The following is a 19,057-nucleotide window of genomic DNA, read 5'->3' as shown; positions in this document are numbered from 1 at the left end:
TGCTATAATTGATAATCATTATCAACTAAAATATTTTATTAATCAACTTTTATATTTAGGAGATGTTCACCAATGAAAAAAATAGCTTTACTCCTTATTTATTTAATTTTATTTACTGCTGCTTGTGGTACAAATAATTCAAACCATAAAGAAGATTCAAAGCTTGAGTCCACTGAGAAAATATTTAAAGATGATACCGGAAATGAAATCAAAATTCCTAAAAACCCTAAAAATATAGCAGTTTTACACCCTACCTATGTAGGTGCTCTAGTAAAATTTGGTCATAAGCCAATCGCAGTACCAGAATTTGTAAATAAAAACAAAGTATTAAATGACTCTACACAAGGAATTAAACGTATTGATAATACTAGTATTGAACAAGTTACACATCAAAAACCTGATTTAATCATTACTACAATCCAAGATAAAAATATTAAAAAATTACAAAAAATCGCACCTACAGTCGCTTTTGATGCAGAAAAATCTAATTATAAAGATAATACTCAAAAGCTTGCTACTTTAGTTAATGAAGAATCGAAAGCTAAACAATGGATTAAAGAATGGGATACTCAAATGGCAAAAGATAGAAAAGAACTAGAACCAGTAATTAAAGAAAAATCTATTTCTGTCTTACAGCAAACACCAAAAGGAACAATGGCCTTTAGCGATCATCTGGGTAGAGGTACAGAAATTCTATATGATGGTTATAGAATGAAGCAGCCTAAAGCACTCGCACAAGCCACAAAAAATAAATTCGCTACACCAATCAACCCAGAAAACTTTGCAGACTATATAGGTGATTTCGCAGTTATTGCTACAAACGGCAAACAAAATGTACCATTTGAGAATACTAATTACTGGCGTAATTTATCCGCAGTAAAAAATAAAAACATAATTAAGTTCGACGTTACTATTACACAGTATAATGATCCTATTTCATTAGAAAAACAACGTGACATTTTCTATAAAGCATTAATGAATATAAAATAACTTTTTCACAAAAAAATGAGGGGCGAAATCCGACTGTTGGTTTCATCCCCTCTTATCACATAATTCATTAAGTTGAAAAAAATGCATTTAAATTTGAATGATAGTCCTGTTTTAAACTCACTTTAATGAGTTTAGATTTAATACCCTTTTCACTAATCTCTAGGATCTTTAATAATTGCATTTCTTAATACGAAAAACAACAGTATAAAGCCTGCAGTTAAAATTGTATGACCCATGCCTGCAAATCCAGCAAACGAATCTGGCACCGTAAGCCCAACAACTTGATATGTTCCCTTCGTAAACATCATACCTATTGTAGTTAACACACCAATGTTATAAATAATGAAAAACCAGTTAAATAAATAATAACTATCTAATTTAAATATTTTCACAACTGGCAATAAAATAAGGTGCATAAACATACCTAAGATTAACGTGTGTGTATGTACAACCACGAGTTGTGTATCTCCAGTAAAGTTATGAGCAAGTGTCAATTCACGATAATAGAACCCACTTAATAAACCTAATATAGTATAAACTAAAAAAGCATACAGTACTCTACGCATAGATAATCCTCCTTAAGCATATTATAGGATAATATATTAAAAATTACAGTGACAATTCTACAAACTTATCAAAAAGGATTAGGATTATTTAGATTTAGAAATAGCTACCATAACAATAAAAAATAGCTCTAAAGAAATTTACAACGATAAATTTCTTTAGAGCTAATCTTATTATATTTCTTTTAATAGCTACTATTTCTTTACCATTTAGTTCTGTTCATTTCTCTCAACTTCGTCAATTTTATCAACTTTACGCTGAGAACCGCCTTCCCAACTTACATTAAGATATGCTTCCACATTTTTCTTAGCGACTTCTATACCAATAATTTGAGCACCCATTGTTAAAATCTGTGCATTATTACTTAATTGCGCACGTTCTGCAGAATAAAAATCATGTGCTAATGCAGCGCGTATCCCCGTTAATTTATTAGCTGTTATAGCTACACCAATACCTGTGCCACATATTAAAATACCGCGAGCATTTTGGCCTTGTTGTATACTTTTACCAACTTCAGCTGCCACATCTGGGTAGTCTGTTTCTGCACATTGATGACAACCAAAATCTTCAACTTCATGCCCTAACGCTTCAACATGTTCTTTGACCGCTTCTTTTAAATCGTATCCATTATGGTCTGCACCAATTGCTATTTTCATGTAATTTCCTCCTTAATATTTTTCCTTTAATTTTCAATAAAACTGTCAAATGTTTCTAACATTAAATAGGCAGACATCGCGCCTGGGTCCACGTGTCCTTGAGATCTATAACCTAACCTCTTAGAACGTCCTTTATTAGAAATAATATCTTTTGTACTTTCCATACCTATATGAGCTTCTTTTAAAGCTTTATTGTATCCATCTGTAAATGGCATCTCTTGTTCCATTGATTGTGCTAATGATTTATAAAATGGTTCTAATGTATCTATCATTGTTTTATCACCAATTTCGGCTTTACCTCTATCTTTAATACCTTTACTAAAAGCAATCCAAAATTGATATAATCCATTATCATTCAACTCTGTTTGGTTTTTAATCGCAACCGCACCTTTTAAATAACCAGACGCGTATAAAGGACCGACAGATGAACCTACAGCATCTAAAAAACTTTTGCCTACAGCCACACTAATTTTCGCAATATCATTTTGTGATACTAGCTCATTCTGAATCGTTTCCTTTACTGCTTGATAACCAATGTCCATTGTGACACCGTGATCACCATCACCAATTTTTCGGTCTAACTCACAAAGTTCGTCTTTTTTCTGTTCAAACAGTGTTGTTAACGCTAATATATAATCTTTAAATGCTTGATTTGTTAATATCATATTTACGCCTCCCTAAACTACCTTGAAGTTCGGACAATCTACTGGATGATCCACGCATGCCTTCAGCGTCTCATCCACTTTCATTAGCGTCACTGAGAAACCGCCCATCTCCATAGAAGTAATAAAGTTGCCTACAAATGTTTTATAAATGCTAATGTTTTTATCTTCTAAAATTTCACTTACTTCTTTATTAATTATATAAAGTTCCATTTGAGATGTAGCACCCAGACCATTAACTAAGACAACCACTTCATCACCTTCATGATATATCGCTTCTTTTAAAATGTTTTGCATAATCACATTTACTGTTTCTTTAGCTGTTCGAATTGTTGTTTTTTCTATACCTGGTTCACCGTGATGACCTAAACCAATTTCCATTTCGTTATCTTCTAAATCAAAACTTGGTTTGCCTGTTTGAGGTAAATAACAAGGACTTAAACCTATCCCCATAGAACGTGTTTGATCATTTGCGAATTGCGCAATACGTCTTACTTCTTCTAAGTTATATCCAAAGTCTGCCGCCGCACCGGCTGCTTTATACACAAGTAGTTCGCCAGCGATTCCTCTACGGTCATCAATATCTTTAGATGAAGCAACATCATCATTGCCGATAACAGCCGCCGTTTGGATATCATCTTCTATTTCTGTCATTTCGCTAGCCATCTCAAAATTCATTAAGTCACCAGCGTAATTACCATAAATATATAACACACCGTAATCTTGATTGATTTCTTTCGTCACAGCTTGGATTGGTATCGGTGAAGGAGATGCAAATATATTACCCACCGCGACACCATCTGCCATACCTTTCCCTACATAACCTAAAAATCCAGGTTCATGACCAGATCCTCCACCAATCAATACGCTTACTTTACGTTTTTCACTTCTTTTGTTACCTATTAAAGCCCTTTTATGAAGTTCTGAACGTCTTAAATATTCAGGATAAGCAGCTAAATAACCAGTCATTAATTCATCAATAACATGGTCTGGATTATTAACCATTTTTTTCATTTCAATGCGCTCCTTTTATTAAATAAATTCTGTAGTCATTGACTTTAATTTAAGGTACAAGAACAATTTTTAATGATTTGTCTCCTTTTTTCATCAAATCAAATCCTTGTTCAAAATCTTTTAAAGGCAATTGATGTGTGACAACGCCATCAGTTGGAAAGTCATCTTTTTGGATACCATCAATAACAAGTGGATAGCAATAAGGTCCTAAATGACTACCCATTAAATCTAATTCTTTACGATCTGAAATGATGCTCCAATCTACCGTTACAGGATCAGCAAATACAGAGAATTCTACAAAACGACCTAATTTTCTGATTGCACTTAAACCTTGTTCAACAGATTTAGGATGACCCGTAGCTTCAATATAAGTATCACAACCATACCCTTCAGTCATCGCCTTGATTTCCTTAACGACATCAACCTTAGCCGGATTCATTACGATATCAGCACCAAATTTCTTAGCTAGTTCTAAACGCTCATCTTTCATATCTAAAACGACTAATGTCTCAGCTCCTGCTTTTTTAGCTGCGCCTACCATACCTAAACCTAATGTGCCAGCACCAGAAAGTACAACAAAATCTCCTAATTTGATATTGGCACGCTGTACTGCATGCAAACTACAAGCGTAAGGTTCTATTAAAATTGCTTTTTCTATAGGCATATCCTCAGGCACTTTATAATTGATTGCTTCTTTTGTGAATTTCATATACTCTGCCATACCACCATTTACATTGTTTTGGAAGCCATATAAGTCATGTTTTTCACACATCCAATATTCTCCACGGTTACAGAATCTGCAATCCCAACAAGGTACGATTTGTTCGGAAATTACACGGTCGCCAATTTCAAAATCTATAACATCCTCGCCCTTTTCAACGATACGAGCTATAAATTCGTGACCCGGAATCATTGGTGCTTTAATATATGGTGGCTGCGTTTCATCACCCCAAAAGCTCGGCGCACCATCATAAGCTTTAATATCACCAGCACATATGCCACATGCTTCTACTTTTACGATTATTTCTTTTGAATTTTCTATTTTCGGAGTTTCGACTGTTTCATATTTATATTCACCAGGTGCGTAAGCTACAACAGCGTTCATTTGTTCTGGATAATTTTTCTTAGTCATAATTAAAATCTCCCCTTTTCTTTTTAGAAAACGTTTTCATTAACAATTATTATTCTAATATATTTTTTCGTTTCTTTCAAACATTCTTTCATTTATTTTCATTTTTCTTTGTTTTAGTTTTCTTGTGCACTATTTATGTTAAAATGTATTATGATATAAAGAAGGATGTGACTTATATGAAAATATATGCTGATGAGCGTAGAGAACATATTTATACCTATATAAAATCTCATAAACGCGCAACGGTAAAACAGCTCTCTGATTACTTAAGTGTTACAGAAGCAACTGTAAGAAGTGATTTAAGACGCCTTGAAAGTGAAAACAAATTAATCCGTACACACGGTGGTGCAAAGATAACCAATAATCTTGGGTCTAAGTTGAATTTTTCTTATCGTTTATCTCAAAAACATTCGGAAAAATATAAAATTAGTAAGCATGCTTTAAAAAAAATACAACCACAACAATGTATTATGATTGATGCAAGTTCTACAACTTATGAACTAGCTAAACTATTAACCGAAACGACAATGGAACTAACTATCATCACAAATGGCTTAGAAAACGCGGTATTATTAAAAGAGAATCCACATTTAACTGTGCTTGTGGTTGGAGGTTTTGTTTCACAGGATTCAAACGCAATCACCGGTAATATTGACTCGCAAATACTAGAAATGTATCACATAGATTATTTCTTTTTATCTGCGAATGGCTTTACACTTGAAAATGGGTTAACTGATTTCTCTTTACCTGAAGTTCAATTAAAAAAACAAATGGTAAAAGAAAGTGAAAATGTCATTGCGCTTATTGATAAAAGTAAATTTGATATATCCTCGACTCTTTCTTTTGCAAAAATCAGTGATATTACAGAAGTCATAACTGATGAAACACCATCAAATAAGTGGAAAAAAGATGTACCATTTTCATTAACAGTTGCACCATGAAAAAATGAAACACAAAAAGGAACAATGATGACTTTATCTAAAAGTAATTTACATTTAGATCGTTAAAGTACATCATTGTTCCTTTTATTTTGAGTATTATTATACGCCGCCACTCCAGCCAATCGCTGTATATACATAAAGTAAGACGCCTGCAACTATTATCCATATGACAAATAACGGTGCCATAAATTTGAACCATGAGCCAAAGTTAGCTTTAGCGATGGCTATAGCACCAATTGTAGCACCTAAAGTTGGCGTAATAAGGTTACCTAATCCACCACCAAAAGAAAGTGAAGTTAGTAATATTTGATCATTAACTCCTAATGCTGTTGTAACAGGTTGTAATATAGGCACCATCACACTCATCAACCCAGAACCAGAGGGCACTAAGAAATTGAATATTGTAGCTACAAAAAACACTAATACTGAAACAACGCCTGATGAAGCACCCTCAAGTTGCGTCGTCAGACCATGCACAATAGTGCTTAAAATTTGTCCTTTTTCTAATATCACACTAATGGTATTTGCCATAATGATAGCAAAAGCAACTACAAGCATTGGTTTCGCGCCTTCTAAAAATCCATCTACCATTTCAGATGGCCGTTTTTCTTTAACAATATAGGCTAACACGAAGCTTAGACCAAATACTGTAATAAAAACACCATTACCATATCGTTCAGTCCAATTAAGCAAACCGTTTCCTAGCGCCAAAATGATTGGCGTCACAACAACTAAACCAACGACAATAATATCTCTCCAACTTACCTTTCTATCTTCCACCTCCATTGCTTCATTTGATGAATGATTGCTTTGCTGTTGCCAATATTTTGTCGTCATCATACTATTGTCCGGGTTTTTAATCACTCTTCTCGCGTACCATACTACATATAATAAGGTCACAATTAAAAATACAACATACATAATTGCTCTACCACCGTAACCTGAATAAAGTGCGACATCAGGATATACAATTTGTCCTATTTTAGCCATTCCTGAAGGTGAAACTGAAAATGCCATATACAAAGGTAAAAATGTAATCGCTAATGCCATAATAGGGTCTAATTTTAAACGTTTTACTAAAATAACACCTAGGGTTACAAACACAATCATTTGGTCACCGCCAACAAAGAAACCGATAAAAGCCATTAGCGAAAATAAACCTATGATTAATGGTAATGCACCTGCATGTTCAAATCGATAAATCATGAAATTGGTCATTTTCGTAACTGAATTCAACTGCAGAATGCCTCCCATTGAACCTCCTATAAACAATAGCAAGGTAACAGTTTGGGCAGACTGAATACCACCATTTAAAATCAAAGTTATTGCATATAATGGATTCACAGGATGTTGTTCGATTGCGTGATACGTCCCTTGTATCATTGAGCCATCTTTTGCTGTATTAAATGCCCCGGCAGGAATAACATATGTCAAAAAGCAAGCAAACATCATCATTATTAACATCATTAATAAAACATGTGGTAATTCTAATTTTCTTTTTGTTTTTACAGAATTTTGGTTTGCTGTTTGATTAATGGTATTTTGATAAGATGTTGTATTATATTCTGACATAACCGTTCACTCCTTTTAATAAAAAATAGACACAACTTTTATAATTCAGATGTGTCCATCAATTTCAACGCTTGTAAAAATTTAATTCGTAACTTGAGATTGTGTATATCTATTTTCTTTGAAAGGGAGGCCAAGATGATCTCTTAACGTTTCACCATGAAACGATTTATCATAATATCCTTTTTCTTCTAAAATAGGTAATACATTTTCTAAAAATTCATCATAAACCGCACCATATATATGTGGACCAAAAATAAAACCATCTGCTGCGCCGTCTTCTACCCATTCAATAATCAAATCTGCTACTTCTTCGTATGTTCCCATAAACGGAGAGCGTCTGACTGTTTCTTCAAGCGCAACTTCTCTTAACGTTAATTGATTTCTTTTTGCACGAATAGCGATTGCATCTGCTGTAGCTCGAAAACTATTTTGTCCAATTTCTCCTAAATCTGGAAAAGGTGCATCTAAGTCATATTGGCTAAAATCATGGTGATCATAATAACGGCCTAAATAATCTAACGCTTCATCAATATTTGCTAAAGTTTTAATATTTTCAAAGCGCGCTTCTACTTCATTTTTTGTATTAGCTATGACTGGCGCTAATATTGGATAAACTCTTACCTCATCTGGATTACGATTATAAGCTTTGGCTTGCGCTTTAATGCTTTCATAATTACGTTGTGCACTTTCTTTTGATTCTCCTAATGTGAAAACAGCATCTGCATATTTAGCAGCATAATCTTGTCCTTTAGTTGAAGCACCAGCTTGAAAAATAACCGGTTGACCTTGCTCAGAACGACTTGCATTCAAAGGTCCTTTAACTTGGAAATATTGACCTTTATAATTTAATGTGTGCATTTTATTTTTATCTAAATATTCGCCTTTTTCAGCATCAAATTTAAAAGCATCATCTTCATATGAATCCCATAATCCTTGCACTACCTGGATATGTTCTTCAGCAATATCATATCTCGTATCATGCTCTGGGTGATCGCCTTTACTATAATTATCCGCACTACCTTCAAGAGGTGATGTAACTACGTTCCACCCTGCGCGACCGTGGCTGATATTATCAATTGTAGCTAACTGTCTAGCAACAGTAAAAGGTTCACTATATGAAGTGGAAATTGTACCGACTAAACCAATTTTTTTAGTAATAGGTGCAAGTGCAGCTAGCAGTGTTAAAGGTTCATGCCTATCTAAGAAATGGGGGATAGATTTTTCATGAATATATAGTCCATCAGCTACAAAAACAAAACTAAAACCCGCTTGCTCTGCTCTCTTAGCAATATCTAGTTGATAATCAAAATTAGTACTTGCATCGCTTGGCACCTCATTAGACTTCCAAGCATGCATATGGCTACCTGGACCATTTAACATAATCCCAAAATCTATTTTTTTCTGACTCATAATACCCCTTCTTTCTGATTCGCAATTGTGTATAATGGCGCAAGTTGCTCAACCGTTTTTAATCTTAATTTGTGATTTTGTACTGGCATATGCAACATAAACTCGTCAATGAGTCCTTCATTATTTAACTGAACTAGTTGTTGTTTAACTTCAGCAGCTGATCCTTCCAAAACTTCTATTTGCTTTTCTTCAACCTCAAAGTGTTCTGTACTCTGATTAATAAAATCTTCTAATTGCTCCTTAGTATTTACAGTAATCTTCCTACCATCCTTAAAATGCAAAGCGTAGTTTGTACGGCCAGCTTTAACTAATGCTTTATCATTTTCGTTTTCTGTTACTACTGCTGCTATAGCAACAATGAACCGTCCTTCTGGGTATTGTTGTTTATAAGATTTCACTGCGCTTCGTAACGTATCAACATTAGAATTTATAAAAAATGCATATACAAAACCGACATTTTCATTCGCTGCAAACTGTGCCGAATTATCACTACCACCTAATAAAAAGAGCTCAGGGGTATGAATTTCATTATCTCGTATAGACGTTTGTAATTGCTTATATGGCTCGTCTTCTTTAAAACTGCGCTTATTGAAACGGTTTAACAATTGGAATTTATCATTAAATGTTACTTTCGATGATTTGAATTCTGATTGTAAAGCTTGTGTTGCTAATGGAAATCCACCAGGCGCTTTACCAATTCCTAAATCTACTCTACCTGGTGCAAGGTGACTAATAAGATGGAATTGTTCTATTACTTTAAAAGGGCTATAGTGCTGTAACATAACTCCTCCTGAACCTACACGTATTTGGTTAGTCTTGTTCAGTAGATGTGTCACTAATATTTCTGGGCTTGTGCCCGCAACTTCTGGAATATTATGATGCTCTGCAACAAAATATCTTGTATATTTTAATTTATCTGCTAGTTGTGCTAATTCAACAGTTCGCTGTATACCCTCATTTACCGTTTCATTAATATCAATTGGACTTTGATCTAGAATACTCATAGATGTCATATACAATCCCCCCAAATCAATTTTCTGAATATTAGATTACTAGTAATATTATGCTTCTTACATAATTTTGTCAAGTATTCTTATCGTTTTAATAAGGATTAGATACAGACAGAATTATTTAACGTGTGAAATTTAAAAATATTCATAAAAATAGAAGTTGGGCGTTATTTAACTCCAACTTCTATTTCGGGTATTTATAGGAATTGTCTATACACATCGACGTTCTTTGTATATAATGTTTTATTTCATCGTTTATTACTATAAAAAGACGACGCAATATAATTAGCTATTTTCGTTGCAATTTCATGACTATCGCTCTATTTTGAAATTAAAAACAAGCTACTTATAATGCTGTGTATCCACCATCAATTGTGACTACGCTACCTGTAACAAATGATGAAGCATCAGAAGCTAAATATAGTGCTGCTCCTTGTAATTCTTCAGGCACGCCTGGTCTACCTAATGGTGTAAAATTCATCCATGTGTCAATCATTTCTCCACCTTGGGCGAAGTAATCTCTAGTTAATTCCGTTTCCATATAACCTGGAGCAATCGTATTTACACGTATACCATGTTCTGCCCATTCATTAGCCAAACTTTTAGTAAACATAATTACTGCACCTTTAGAAGTATTATATGCTGCTTGAGGTTGTGGTGTGTTTACGATAATACCTGACATTGAAGAAGTGTTCACAATAGAACCCCTTTGTTGTTCAATCATCACTTTACCTACAGCTTGTGAAACTAATACCATGCTATTGATATTGACGTCCATATTTTTAACCCAGCGATCATATGGCATATCTTCAAATTTAACATGTTCATTGATACCAGCATTGTTGAATAGGATGTCTATACGTCCAAACTTATCCATTACATCTGAAACCATTTGTTCAACATCTGACACGTTTGTCACATCTACTTTACATGCCAAAGCTTGATTTCCTGTTTCAGTTTCGAATTCATTTGCTGTTTCTTTTGCTAAATCTAAATTAATATCAGCAATAACTAAGTTGGCGCCTGCTTCAGCTAAACCTTTTCCCATTGCTTTACCTAAGCCTGAAGCACCTCCTGTCACGATTGCGACTTGGCCATCCAATTTAAATTTGTCTAAAACACTCATATATGTAACCTCCATTTAATTCTTCTGTTATTTGTAATTGTAAAATAAATTAATATCCAAAGATAGTGGAAACGCTTACTAATTTTATTCTCTGTCTTTAATTCAACATACGAGCTTTACATGTTAACTTATAAAAATCCATTTATAAGATACTACGCTATAATTTTTACATCTGTTTTAAATATTAATACCAAAATTATTTAAGCTGCACAACGCTTCATAGCTTAATAGCTTAATAAATCTATAACTTATCTAAAAGTAATACCCTTTTTAATAAGTTATAAAAAAGACGAGACAGAAATCAAAATTTGAAATTTGATCTCTGTCTCGCCTATAATAGTCATTTAATGAATAATTAAATGCTAATTCTTTACAATTACATATTATTTAGTAAGACCAACCTATTGGATTCTCGGCATGTTCTTCTAATTCTATTTCATCAATATCAACCATTGATTCTGAAATATTTCTAGAATGGTAACCGATACGTTCTAATATTGCAATCATATCTAAATATAGTAATCCACCTTCTGGTGAACACTCACCTGAGCTTAAACGCTTGATATGTTTTTTCCTTAAATCATGTTCAAGTTTGTATGAGTCATTACTAATTTTAACAATTTCATCACGTTTAACTCTGTCATAAACATTAAACATTTCAACTGTTTTTTCAAATGACATGTTAACATGGTTGTAAAGCTTTTCGATACTTTGTTCAGCTTTATCAGATATTTTGATAGGGTCTGTTTCTTTTTTCTTCAGATCTAATAAATAGGCTTCTGATAAGCCAGCCACTTTTAACATCGTGCGATTAACATCGAATAACACAGACATTCTTTCTGCATCATCTTGTGACAACTTCTTCTCAGATATTTTAGTAAGATACTGTCTGACATTATCATACATATTGTCAATTGCTGCGTGTTTCTGAATAATATCTTTTTCAGTTTTTTCATCGTAATGATTGACTTTTTGTAACATAGATAAAGTCATTCTACCAATGTTTTGGATTTCATCTTGAGCTTCTTGTAGAGCAATATTAGGCGCTCTATTAATTAAATTTTTATCAAGATGTCTTGGCTTGTATTTTTCATTAATATCTTCACCTGGGATAATTTTCGTAACAATCCAAGCTAGTACAAAAATAAACGGTAATTGAATTAAAGTATTAGTTATGTTAAATGTACCGTGCGCAAATGCAATAACCATTTCTGGTTTTAAATGCATCGCTCCTTGCATCCATTCAATAACTATTTGATATAACGGTAAGATAAGTAAGAATATTGCTGCGCCAATTACGTTAAACATAACATGAACTGCCGCAACACGTTTTGATGCGAGAGAACCCGCTAAACTTGCTAAAACAGCAGTAATCGTTGTACCGATATTGTCGCCTAATAATACTGGTAATGCGCCATGTAAACTAATTAAATCATTGGCAAAGAACCCTTGTAATATACCAATCGTTGCACTTGAGCTTTGGATGATGACAGTTAAGAATGTACCTGCTATAACACCATATATTGGGTTTGATGACATATCTAACATAATTTGCTTAAATCCATCTAAATTAGCAAGTGGTTTTACTGCCCCGCTCATTAACTCCAAACCATAAAATAGTGAACCAAATCCAAATAAAATCATACCGATATTTTTTACTTTTCTTTTCTGGATAAAGAATATTAAAAAAGCACCAATTGCTAGGATGGGTAGTGAATAAGCACCGATATCAATACCTATAATAAATGCAGTAACCGTGGTACCTATATTCGCTCCCATAACAACTCCAATTGCTTGTCGCATTGTCATAAATCCTGCACTTACGAGACCAATTGTAATAACTGTAGTCCCTGAACTACTTTGAATTAAAATAGTAACAATCATACCTGCAAGAACACCCATGATTGGGTTACTAGTAAATTTATTTAATATACTTCTTAGTCGATCTCCAGCAGTGGCTTGTAGGCCATCGCCCATCTGTTTGATACCATACAAGAATATACCTAAACCACCGATAAAAGTGAAAATTATCTCCATTACGGATGAATCCATTGTCACACCTCTTTAAATTATTTGTAAACTATGTGAATTATAACTTATTTTTGTTAAGCAAATGTTAATTCTTTATTAAAATTACAGGAAAAGTGCTAAACAATTATGTAATCATATTTCATTATGTCTTCAATACATATATAAACACTACAATGACAGCTTTTAATAAAAACAACAAACATTCAATTATACACAAATAAATTTTGTACATTTTATGAACTTAACTTTATATTAAATAACTATCGAGTTAGTTGACATTTTATAATAAATACTTTATATGTTTTTAACATAAAAAAGCAATGCTTTATCTTTCATTTCTACTTGAATACGTTACTTTTTAATAAAAAAACACTTCCGAATAAATTCATTTTAATATGAATTCAACGAAAGTGTTTTTATATTTTATAAACTTATGAAGGAACTTCTGTACGTTTACCACTATGCTTTCTAATTATTGCAGCACTTAATGAAGAGACAATGCCAAAAATAATAAAACCTACAAACATCCACATAGTACCATTCATTTCTAATGGTTGATTCATATAAAGTAATTCTCTCAAATATTCACCATAGTGAGTAAATGGATTCCAACTTACAATATAGTCTTGATAAAATTTCGGTAGCATTTGTTTAGGGAACATCACAAGTTGCATACTAAAGAACATGGCTATAAAGAATATTGGAATAGACTTCATGCCTAGCCAAGTCATTACACCTAATATAAGTCCTATAAAGCCTAATAGCGCAATTGAAACATACATACCTATTTTATTAATATCTGGAAAATCAAATCCCTGCGCAGCCGACATAAAGTAAACATATCCAAAGCCACCTACAAATGCAGTAATTACACCTATTGCTATTTGTCCTAACGAAGCAATTAAGCGATGTGTTACTTTAATATTATTAGAAGTTCTAAACGCAAAGAATAACAATATAGAGGCAACGATTGAACTAATCCACACCGGCATAAACATTAAGAAAGATGCATTACCGTTACCTTGATGATCTTTAACTTTATGAATCTTTTGATCAGCTACTTCTACTGGATTTGTTAGCCCTTTAATATCACTTGCATTAACTTTAACACCTTGTTTTTCTAAAGTATCTAAACTCTGTTGTGTTATTTGTTTATTTAAATTATCACCAATACCCTTTAATACATTTGTAGAAATTTGTGATGCTTGCATATTCGCGCCATTATTAATTAACGTTTTAAATTCTGCACGTTTGACTGTAACATCTTGAGAAGCCCCAGATTTAGCCATTTGACTTTGCATTTGTTTAGCCTGTTCTGGTTGTATTTCACCTGATTTTACTTTATCTTGCATTTCTTGCTTTTTACTATCCATTATTACTTTTTGAGTTTTACTCATTGCATGTTTTGAAAAATCTTTTTCGAAAATAGCTGCACCAAAATATTTTTGTTCATCTATCCCTTTTCGTGCTTCTTTTTCATTATCAACTTCAACCCATTTTACAGTATTAGAATCACTATTTAATAAATTATCTTCTAATTTTTTTCCTATATTAATATCGTTATTTTGAATAGAAGTTCCTTTATCTTGATTCACAATCGCAATTGGTAATTCCTTTGGTTTTGGATTATACGCTGGATAAAACGCAATTGAAAATATAACCAATATTACTAAAATTGCAATTGGAGCTATCCAAAGTAATTTACTTTTAAATATATTCATTTTTATTTACCTCCTTATCGAACACTATGTTGATTAATAACTACTTTGTTTATTATAATGAGCATAATGCAATTAGCAATACGCAATACACTTAGTATTGTTTGTTTATCAACAAACAATCATGTTTTGTCTATTAAAGTTTAAGGAGTTGAAAAAATGGTAGAAGATCGTCGTGTCAGAAAAACTAAAAACGCAATTAAGCAAGCTTTTATAAAATTATTAGCAGAAAAAGAACTAGAGCGGATAACAATACAAGATATTACAACCCTAGCTGATATTAATCGAGGTACTTTTTACTTACATTATGAAGATAAATATATTTTACTTTCAGATCTCGAAGATGAATTTATTGATGATTTAGCTGAAGAAATAGGTACTTTTAAGTTAGTTTTACAAGGCTCAAATTTAGAAGATTTCGCCAAAATTTTTTCGGAAAAAATTCTTAAAAATATTATATTACACATTCAAAAAGATATAGATTTTTACTTACTTATTTTTAAATTAGATAGAAAAAGCCATCTTGAAGATAAAATTTCTGAGCTTATATATGTTAATATGGCTAAAAACATTAATAACAAGACAAAAATTTCAGGCATTCCATTAGATTATTTTCATAGTTATGTATCTGGTGCTACGATTTCTTTTATCAAACATTGGGTACAAGATAAAAATAGAATGGATCCCGACGTGGTTGTTGATTACTTATTCAAAATTATATTTAATGGTCCGTTACGCCTAATGGCGAACGAACAATATCAATAATATTTCTAAAGAAAGGATTTCATTTTATCATGATAACTGCATATAAACATTCTCCAACAGATAAAATAATTGAATCTGAACTGAATCAAACAGCTTCGTGGGTTAATGTTGTTGATCCCAACTGGGAGGAAATCGAAACACTAATAGATTTATATGGTATTCCTGAAGATTTTATACGTGATCCACTAGATAGTGAAGAAAGTGCGCGCGTTGAATACGACGAAGATTCGCATTATTCATTAATCATATTAGACTTACCCATTATAAATGACACTAATTCAAAGGTATTATCATTTATTACTATTCCTTTAGGCATTATTATTGGAAATAAAAAAATCATTACGATCTGTAATGTTGAAAATGAATTCTTAGAAAACTTTGCGCGTCAGAATATAAATTTACGTTTCCATAGTCGTTTTGCATTAAATATATTGTTAACAATTACAAATCATTACAATAGAAATTTAAGATTGCTAAATAAAACACGTATTCGAATTGAACGTGACTTAAAGAATAATGTCACAAATAAACAACTTTATAATTTAATGGAAGTAGAAAAAAGTTTAGTTTATTTTTTAGCTGCACTTAAGGGTAATGAAAGCATCGTAAAAAAATTATTTCGTTTACCAGCTATGAAACGATTTGATGAAGATGAAGATATTTTAGAAGACTTGGTAATCGAAAACAATCAAGCCTTAGAAACGACGAGACTTTATACAGATATCCTAGAAAGTATCACTACTTCATATGCGTCATTACTATCAAATGAAATGAATAATACGATGAAAACATTAACACTTTTTACTGTATTTTTAACATTGCCAACATTAGTATTTAGTTTTTTTGGTATGAATGTGCCCTTACCTATCGATGACCATAGTTATGTTTCATGGCTCATTGTAATCGGCATATCTCTCATTATCGTAACTATTGTAGGTGCATTTTTATGGCGTAAACAAAAATTTTGAATTAATTTATAGACTAATGCAGTGCCCGCGGAAAGCGTGCACAAAAAACTGTCAACAAAGTTGGAAAATTTGTCGACAGTCTGAGACTAATCCGCCTTCATACGGATTAGTCTTTTATTTTGATAATGCAATTTTTGTAATACTATTAATCTTAATATATCTTTATACTACTATGCTTCAATATTTCTATATTTCTTTCTATATGATAAAGCGTATGTTAAGCCAAATGCTACAATAAATGCAATTATCATGGCTATACCATAATGTAACCAACCATTGTTTTGACCACTAATAGATATAAACCCTGGTATACCTGCAGTACCTAATGCAATAGCTTTAACTTTGAAAAAAGCTATATAGGCAGAGCCAATACCTGAGCCAACGATTGCTCCAATAAATGGATATCTTAACTTCAAGTTCACTCCAAACATTGCTGGTTCTGTAATACCTAGTAAAGCAGATACACCTGCAGCCGAAGCTACGCCTTTTAACTTTTTATTTTCCTTTATAATAAGGAACGCTGCAAGAGTTGCCGCACCTTGTGCAATATTAGACATGGTTGCAATAGGGAATATAAATGAACCACCTGTCGACGTACTGTCAGCAATAAGTTGTGTTTCAATAGCAATAAAACTATGATGCATACCTGTAATAACGATTGGTGCGTATAATAAACCAAATATAAGACCACCGATAGCGCCACCAAATTCATATAACCATGTTAAACCATCTGATAGCCAATATCCTAACGTACGTGTTAATGGACCAACCAATGAAAATGTTATAAAACCTGTTGATAATATTGCTAATAAAGGGGTTAATAAATTATCTAATACTGTAGGTATAACTTTTCTTAGCCCTTTTTCAATTGTCGCAAGAATGTATGTAGCTACTAGCATTGGTAATACTTGACCTTGGTACCCTACTTGATTAATTTCTAGCCCAAATAAGTTCCAATGAGGAATTTCTTTACCCGCTTCTAATGCTTTCGGATAATCATAAGCACTCATCAATTCTGGATGAACCAATATCATTCCAAGCGCTGCGCCGAGATATGCGTTACCCCCAAATCGTTTAGCCGCACTAAAACCAATTAATATAGGTAGTAATGTGAATGGTGCATTAGCAAAAATATTAATCATTTCAGCTAAACCACTAAACTGATTTTGTACTTCTATTAACGATTTATTATCATAAAAAATACCTGGTGCAGTTAATATATTGTTGATCCCCATGAGTAAGCCACCAGCTACAATCGCTGGTATAATTGGAACAAATATATCTGAGAGCATTTTCACAAACTTTTGAAAAGGATTCATGTTTTTAGTGCCCTGTGCTTTTACCTCTGACACCGAAGACGCTTCTTTGCCTGTAAGCTTTTCTAATTCACTAAATACTTTATTTACCGTACCAGAACCTATAATGACCTGGTATTGTCCTCCTGTTGAAAATGTGCCCTTTACAACATCCATACTCCCTAATGCCTTTTCATCTACCAAACTTTCATCTTTCAATACAAGTCGCAAACGTGTTGCACAATGTGTCATTGCATCAACATTATCTTCCCCACCAAGCGCTTGCAAAATATTTTCTGCAGCCTTTTTATAATTCATTATATAACCTCCTCTATCTAACGGAACCGGTACCAAAACACTTTATAATCATTATTGTAATCGGTTCCAATAAATAACGCAATCCCATTTTTGTATATTCTTTATGACTAAACTTTTAAATCAACCCACTACTGCCGTATCATTTTCTTGTATATTGGTGTAATGTGCTTTAATCTTATTTATAAAATAATCTTGTAAGGTTTTTATATTTTCTGCATTTGTAGTTGTATTATCCAAATGTATTGACCACGCTCTTGCAGGACATTGCGTATCAAAAAACATTTTATGAAGTTTCACCGTCTCTCTGTTTACTGGTAACTGATACTTTTTCAATAGCAAGGCTGCAATCCAAAAACTGGCTTCTTCATTCTCCATAAATTCTTTATCAGACAATATCCCATTAATTTTTGATTGGCAGCGTTCTATGCCAATATAATGCGTATTCGCAAAAGCATCACCACAATGCCATTCTACATCTGAAGATGGATGAAACCAATAACATGTCTGCTTATCAACATATGCACACGCCCATCCCTTATCCAATTCATTATTATCCATTCTTTGTTGTAACCAAGCAATATAATCCTTTGCATTGTTATTTTCTGCATCATCATGTAACACCACGCCTAATACATCTGGTTTTAATTCCGTTATTTTAGTTTTTTGATTGTAAAATTCAGAATAAATATGTTCCATTTGTTAACGTCTCCTTTAATAAATCTAATGTAAAAATTTAAACTGATTTATCCGAAAAAATCATCTCTTAAACAAAATACATTGCCTGAAACTTAATTTTTAATATCGAACCTCTTTATAAGATAAAAAAATATTTATATTTAAAGGATTAAAAGACACAACTTTTTGTAATATAATGTATTTTAAACA

Annotated in this window: 17 protein-coding genes; 4 read left to right on the top strand and 13 right to left on the bottom strand. The window is 32.6% G+C overall.

The features are described from left to right. The first annotated feature begins 72 nt into the window (after positions 1-72). On the top strand, positions 73-990 hold the full coding sequence (locus tag J5E45_RS08655) for an ABC transporter substrate-binding protein (RefSeq protein WP_107548736.1): 918 nt from the start codon (positions 73-75) through the stop codon (positions 988-990). Between the two features lie 152 nt (positions 991-1,142). Here J5E45_RS08655 and J5E45_RS08650 read toward each other — a convergent pair whose 3' ends face one another. The 5 genes from J5E45_RS08650 to J5E45_RS08630 form a co-directional block, all read right to left on the bottom strand. Continuing rightward, the gene (locus J5E45_RS08650; RefSeq protein WP_039069631.1) at positions 1,143-1,556 is read right to left on the bottom strand and encodes a DUF2871 domain-containing protein; all 414 of its coding nucleotides are present in this window, start codon (positions 1,554-1,556) and stop codon (positions 1,143-1,145) included. Between the two features lie 207 nt (positions 1,557-1,763). Further along, a complete protein-coding gene (gene rpiB, locus J5E45_RS08645) occupies positions 1,764-2,210 on the bottom strand; it encodes a ribose 5-phosphate isomerase B (protein ID WP_069792350.1) in 447 nt (148 codons plus the stop codon). A 26-nt stretch (positions 2,211-2,236) separates the two neighbouring features. Next, the gene (dhaL, locus tag J5E45_RS08640; RefSeq protein WP_107548735.1) at positions 2,237-2,875 is read right to left on the bottom strand and encodes a dihydroxyacetone kinase subunit DhaL; all 639 of its coding nucleotides are present in this window, start codon (positions 2,873-2,875) and stop codon (positions 2,237-2,239) included. 12 nt (positions 2,876-2,887) lie between these two features. Further along, on the bottom strand, positions 2,888-3,886 hold the full coding sequence (locus tag J5E45_RS08635; RefSeq protein WP_039069634.1) for a dihydroxyacetone kinase subunit DhaK: 999 nt from the start codon (positions 3,884-3,886) through the stop codon (positions 2,888-2,890). A gap of 49 nt (positions 3,887-3,935) precedes the next feature. Further along, positions 3,936-5,018, bottom strand: coding sequence for an MDR/zinc-dependent alcohol dehydrogenase-like family protein (locus J5E45_RS08630; protein ID WP_069792349.1), 1,083 nt, complete (start codon positions 5,016-5,018; stop codon positions 3,936-3,938). Positions 5,019-5,194: 176 nt separating this feature from the next. Between J5E45_RS08630 and J5E45_RS08625 the strand changes: the two genes are divergently transcribed. Next, on the top strand, positions 5,195-5,959 hold the full coding sequence (locus J5E45_RS08625; protein WP_039069636.1) for a DeoR/GlpR family DNA-binding transcription regulator: 765 nt from the start codon (positions 5,195-5,197) through the stop codon (positions 5,957-5,959). Positions 5,960-6,058: 99 nt separating this feature from the next. Here the strand turns inward: J5E45_RS08625 and J5E45_RS08620 are convergent, their stop codons facing one another. The 6 genes from J5E45_RS08620 to J5E45_RS08595 form a co-directional block, all read right to left on the bottom strand. Further along, entirely contained in the window at positions 6,059-7,531 is a 1,473-nt protein-coding gene (locus J5E45_RS08620; protein ID WP_208182034.1) for a Na+/H+ antiporter NhaC family protein, read from the bottom strand. 81 nt (positions 7,532-7,612) lie between these two features. Next, complete coding sequence (locus J5E45_RS08615) at positions 7,613-8,941, bottom strand: LLM class flavin-dependent oxidoreductase (protein WP_208182032.1); 1,329 nt, start codon at positions 8,939-8,941, stop codon at positions 7,613-7,615. Continuing rightward, positions 8,938-9,954: an MsnO8 family LLM class oxidoreductase gene (locus J5E45_RS08610; RefSeq protein ID WP_069792346.1), complete on the bottom strand. Its 1,017-nt coding sequence runs from the start codon at positions 9,952-9,954 to the stop codon at positions 8,938-8,940. Before J5E45_RS08610 ends, J5E45_RS08615 begins: the two co-directional genes overlap by 4 nt. Before the next feature lie 343 nt (positions 9,955-10,297). After that, a complete protein-coding gene (locus J5E45_RS08605) occupies positions 10,298-11,077 on the bottom strand; it encodes a glucose 1-dehydrogenase (protein ID WP_039067269.1) in 780 nt (259 codons plus the stop codon). Positions 11,078-11,464: 387 nt separating this feature from the next. Next, the gene (locus J5E45_RS08600; RefSeq protein WP_107548732.1) at positions 11,465-13,129 is read right to left on the bottom strand and encodes a Na/Pi cotransporter family protein; all 1,665 of its coding nucleotides are present in this window, start codon (positions 13,127-13,129) and stop codon (positions 11,465-11,467) included. A 410-nt stretch (positions 13,130-13,539) separates the two neighbouring features. Next, positions 13,540-14,829, bottom strand: coding sequence for a YhgE/Pip domain-containing protein (locus J5E45_RS08595; protein ID WP_101049820.1), 1,290 nt, complete (start codon positions 14,827-14,829; stop codon positions 13,540-13,542). Positions 14,830-14,985: 156 nt separating this feature from the next. Here J5E45_RS08595 and J5E45_RS08590 point away from each other — a divergent pair, with 156 nt between their 5' ends. Both J5E45_RS08590 and J5E45_RS08585 read left to right on the top strand, forming a co-directional pair. After that, positions 14,986-15,591, top strand: a complete 606-nt coding sequence (locus J5E45_RS08590; RefSeq protein ID WP_039067272.1) for a TetR/AcrR family transcriptional regulator C-terminal domain-containing protein — start codon at positions 14,986-14,988, stop codon at positions 15,589-15,591. 29 nt (positions 15,592-15,620) lie between these two features. Then, entirely contained in the window at positions 15,621-16,559 is a 939-nt protein-coding gene (locus J5E45_RS08585) for a magnesium transporter CorA family protein (RefSeq protein WP_039067273.1), read from the top strand. Between the two features lie 170 nt (positions 16,560-16,729). Here J5E45_RS08585 and J5E45_RS08580 read toward each other — a convergent pair whose 3' ends face one another. Together J5E45_RS08580 and J5E45_RS08575 are read right to left on the bottom strand one after the other, a co-directional pair. Then, positions 16,730-18,172: a sucrose-specific PTS transporter subunit IIBC gene (locus J5E45_RS08580; protein WP_039067275.1), complete on the bottom strand. Its 1,443-nt coding sequence runs from the start codon at positions 18,170-18,172 to the stop codon at positions 16,730-16,732. A 120-nt stretch (positions 18,173-18,292) separates the two neighbouring features. Then, positions 18,293-18,868: a peptidoglycan recognition protein family protein gene (locus J5E45_RS08575; RefSeq protein ID WP_107549760.1), complete on the bottom strand. Its 576-nt coding sequence runs from the start codon at positions 18,866-18,868 to the stop codon at positions 18,293-18,295. Positions 18,869-19,057 lie beyond the last annotated feature (189 nt).

Origin of the sequence: Staphylococcus shinii (assembly GCF_017583065.1) — a bacterium.
Lineage (GTDB): Bacteria > Bacillota > Bacilli > Staphylococcales > Staphylococcaceae > Staphylococcus > Staphylococcus shinii.
Note: the sequence above shows the minus strand (reverse complement) of the source record. Positions and strands in the feature narration are given on the sequence as shown.

What these genes read in the sequence shown, in the direction of transcription:
- J5E45_RS08625 (WP_039069636.1), top strand. Translation starts at nt 5,195, where the DNA reads ATGAAAATATATGCTGATGAGCGTAGAGAACATATTTATACCTATATA.
- J5E45_RS08605 (WP_039067269.1), bottom strand. Translation starts at nt 11,077, where the DNA reads ATGAGTGTTTTAGACAAATTTAAATTGGATGGCCAAGTCGCAATCGTG.
- J5E45_RS08655 (WP_107548736.1), top strand. Translation starts at nt 73, where the DNA reads ATGAAAAAAATAGCTTTACTCCTTATTTATTTAATTTTATTTACTGCT.
- J5E45_RS08600 (WP_107548732.1), bottom strand. Translation starts at nt 13,129, where the DNA reads ATGGATTCATCCGTAATGGAGATAATTTTCACTTTTATCGGTGGTTTA.
- J5E45_RS08630 (WP_069792349.1), bottom strand. Translation starts at nt 5,018, where the DNA reads ATGACTAAGAAAAATTATCCAGAACAAATGAACGCTGTTGTAGCTTAC.
- J5E45_RS08585 (WP_039067273.1), top strand. Translation starts at nt 15,621, where the DNA reads ATGATAACTGCATATAAACATTCTCCAACAGATAAAATAATTGAATCT.
- J5E45_RS08635 (WP_039069634.1), bottom strand. Translation starts at nt 3,886, where the DNA reads ATGAAAAAAATGGTTAATAATCCAGACCATGTTATTGATGAATTAATG.
- J5E45_RS08595 (WP_101049820.1), bottom strand. Translation starts at nt 14,829, where the DNA reads ATGAATATATTTAAAAGTAAATTACTTTGGATAGCTCCAATTGCAATT.
- J5E45_RS08650 (WP_039069631.1), bottom strand. Translation starts at nt 1,556, where the DNA reads ATGCGTAGAGTACTGTATGCTTTTTTAGTTTATACTATATTAGGTTTA.
- J5E45_RS08590 (WP_039067272.1), top strand. Translation starts at nt 14,986, where the DNA reads ATGGTAGAAGATCGTCGTGTCAGAAAAACTAAAAACGCAATTAAGCAA.
- dhaL (WP_107548735.1), bottom strand. Translation starts at nt 2,875, where the DNA reads ATGATATTAACAAATCAAGCATTTAAAGATTATATATTAGCGTTAACA.
- J5E45_RS08610 (WP_069792346.1), bottom strand. Translation starts at nt 9,954, where the DNA reads ATGACATCTATGAGTATTCTAGATCAAAGTCCAATTGATATTAATGAA.
- J5E45_RS08580 (WP_039067275.1), bottom strand. Translation starts at nt 18,172, where the DNA reads ATGAATTATAAAAAGGCTGCAGAAAATATTTTGCAAGCGCTTGGTGGG.
- rpiB (WP_069792350.1), bottom strand. Translation starts at nt 2,210, where the DNA reads ATGAAAATAGCAATTGGTGCAGACCATAATGGATACGATTTAAAAGAA.
- J5E45_RS08615 (WP_208182032.1), bottom strand. Translation starts at nt 8,941, where the DNA reads ATGAGTCAGAAAAAAATAGATTTTGGGATTATGTTAAATGGTCCAGGT.
- J5E45_RS08620 (WP_208182034.1), bottom strand. Translation starts at nt 7,531, where the DNA reads ATGTCAGAATATAATACAACATCTTATCAAAATACCATTAATCAAACA.
- J5E45_RS08575 (WP_107549760.1), bottom strand. Translation starts at nt 18,868, where the DNA reads ATGGAACATATTTATTCTGAATTTTACAATCAAAAAACTAAAATAACG.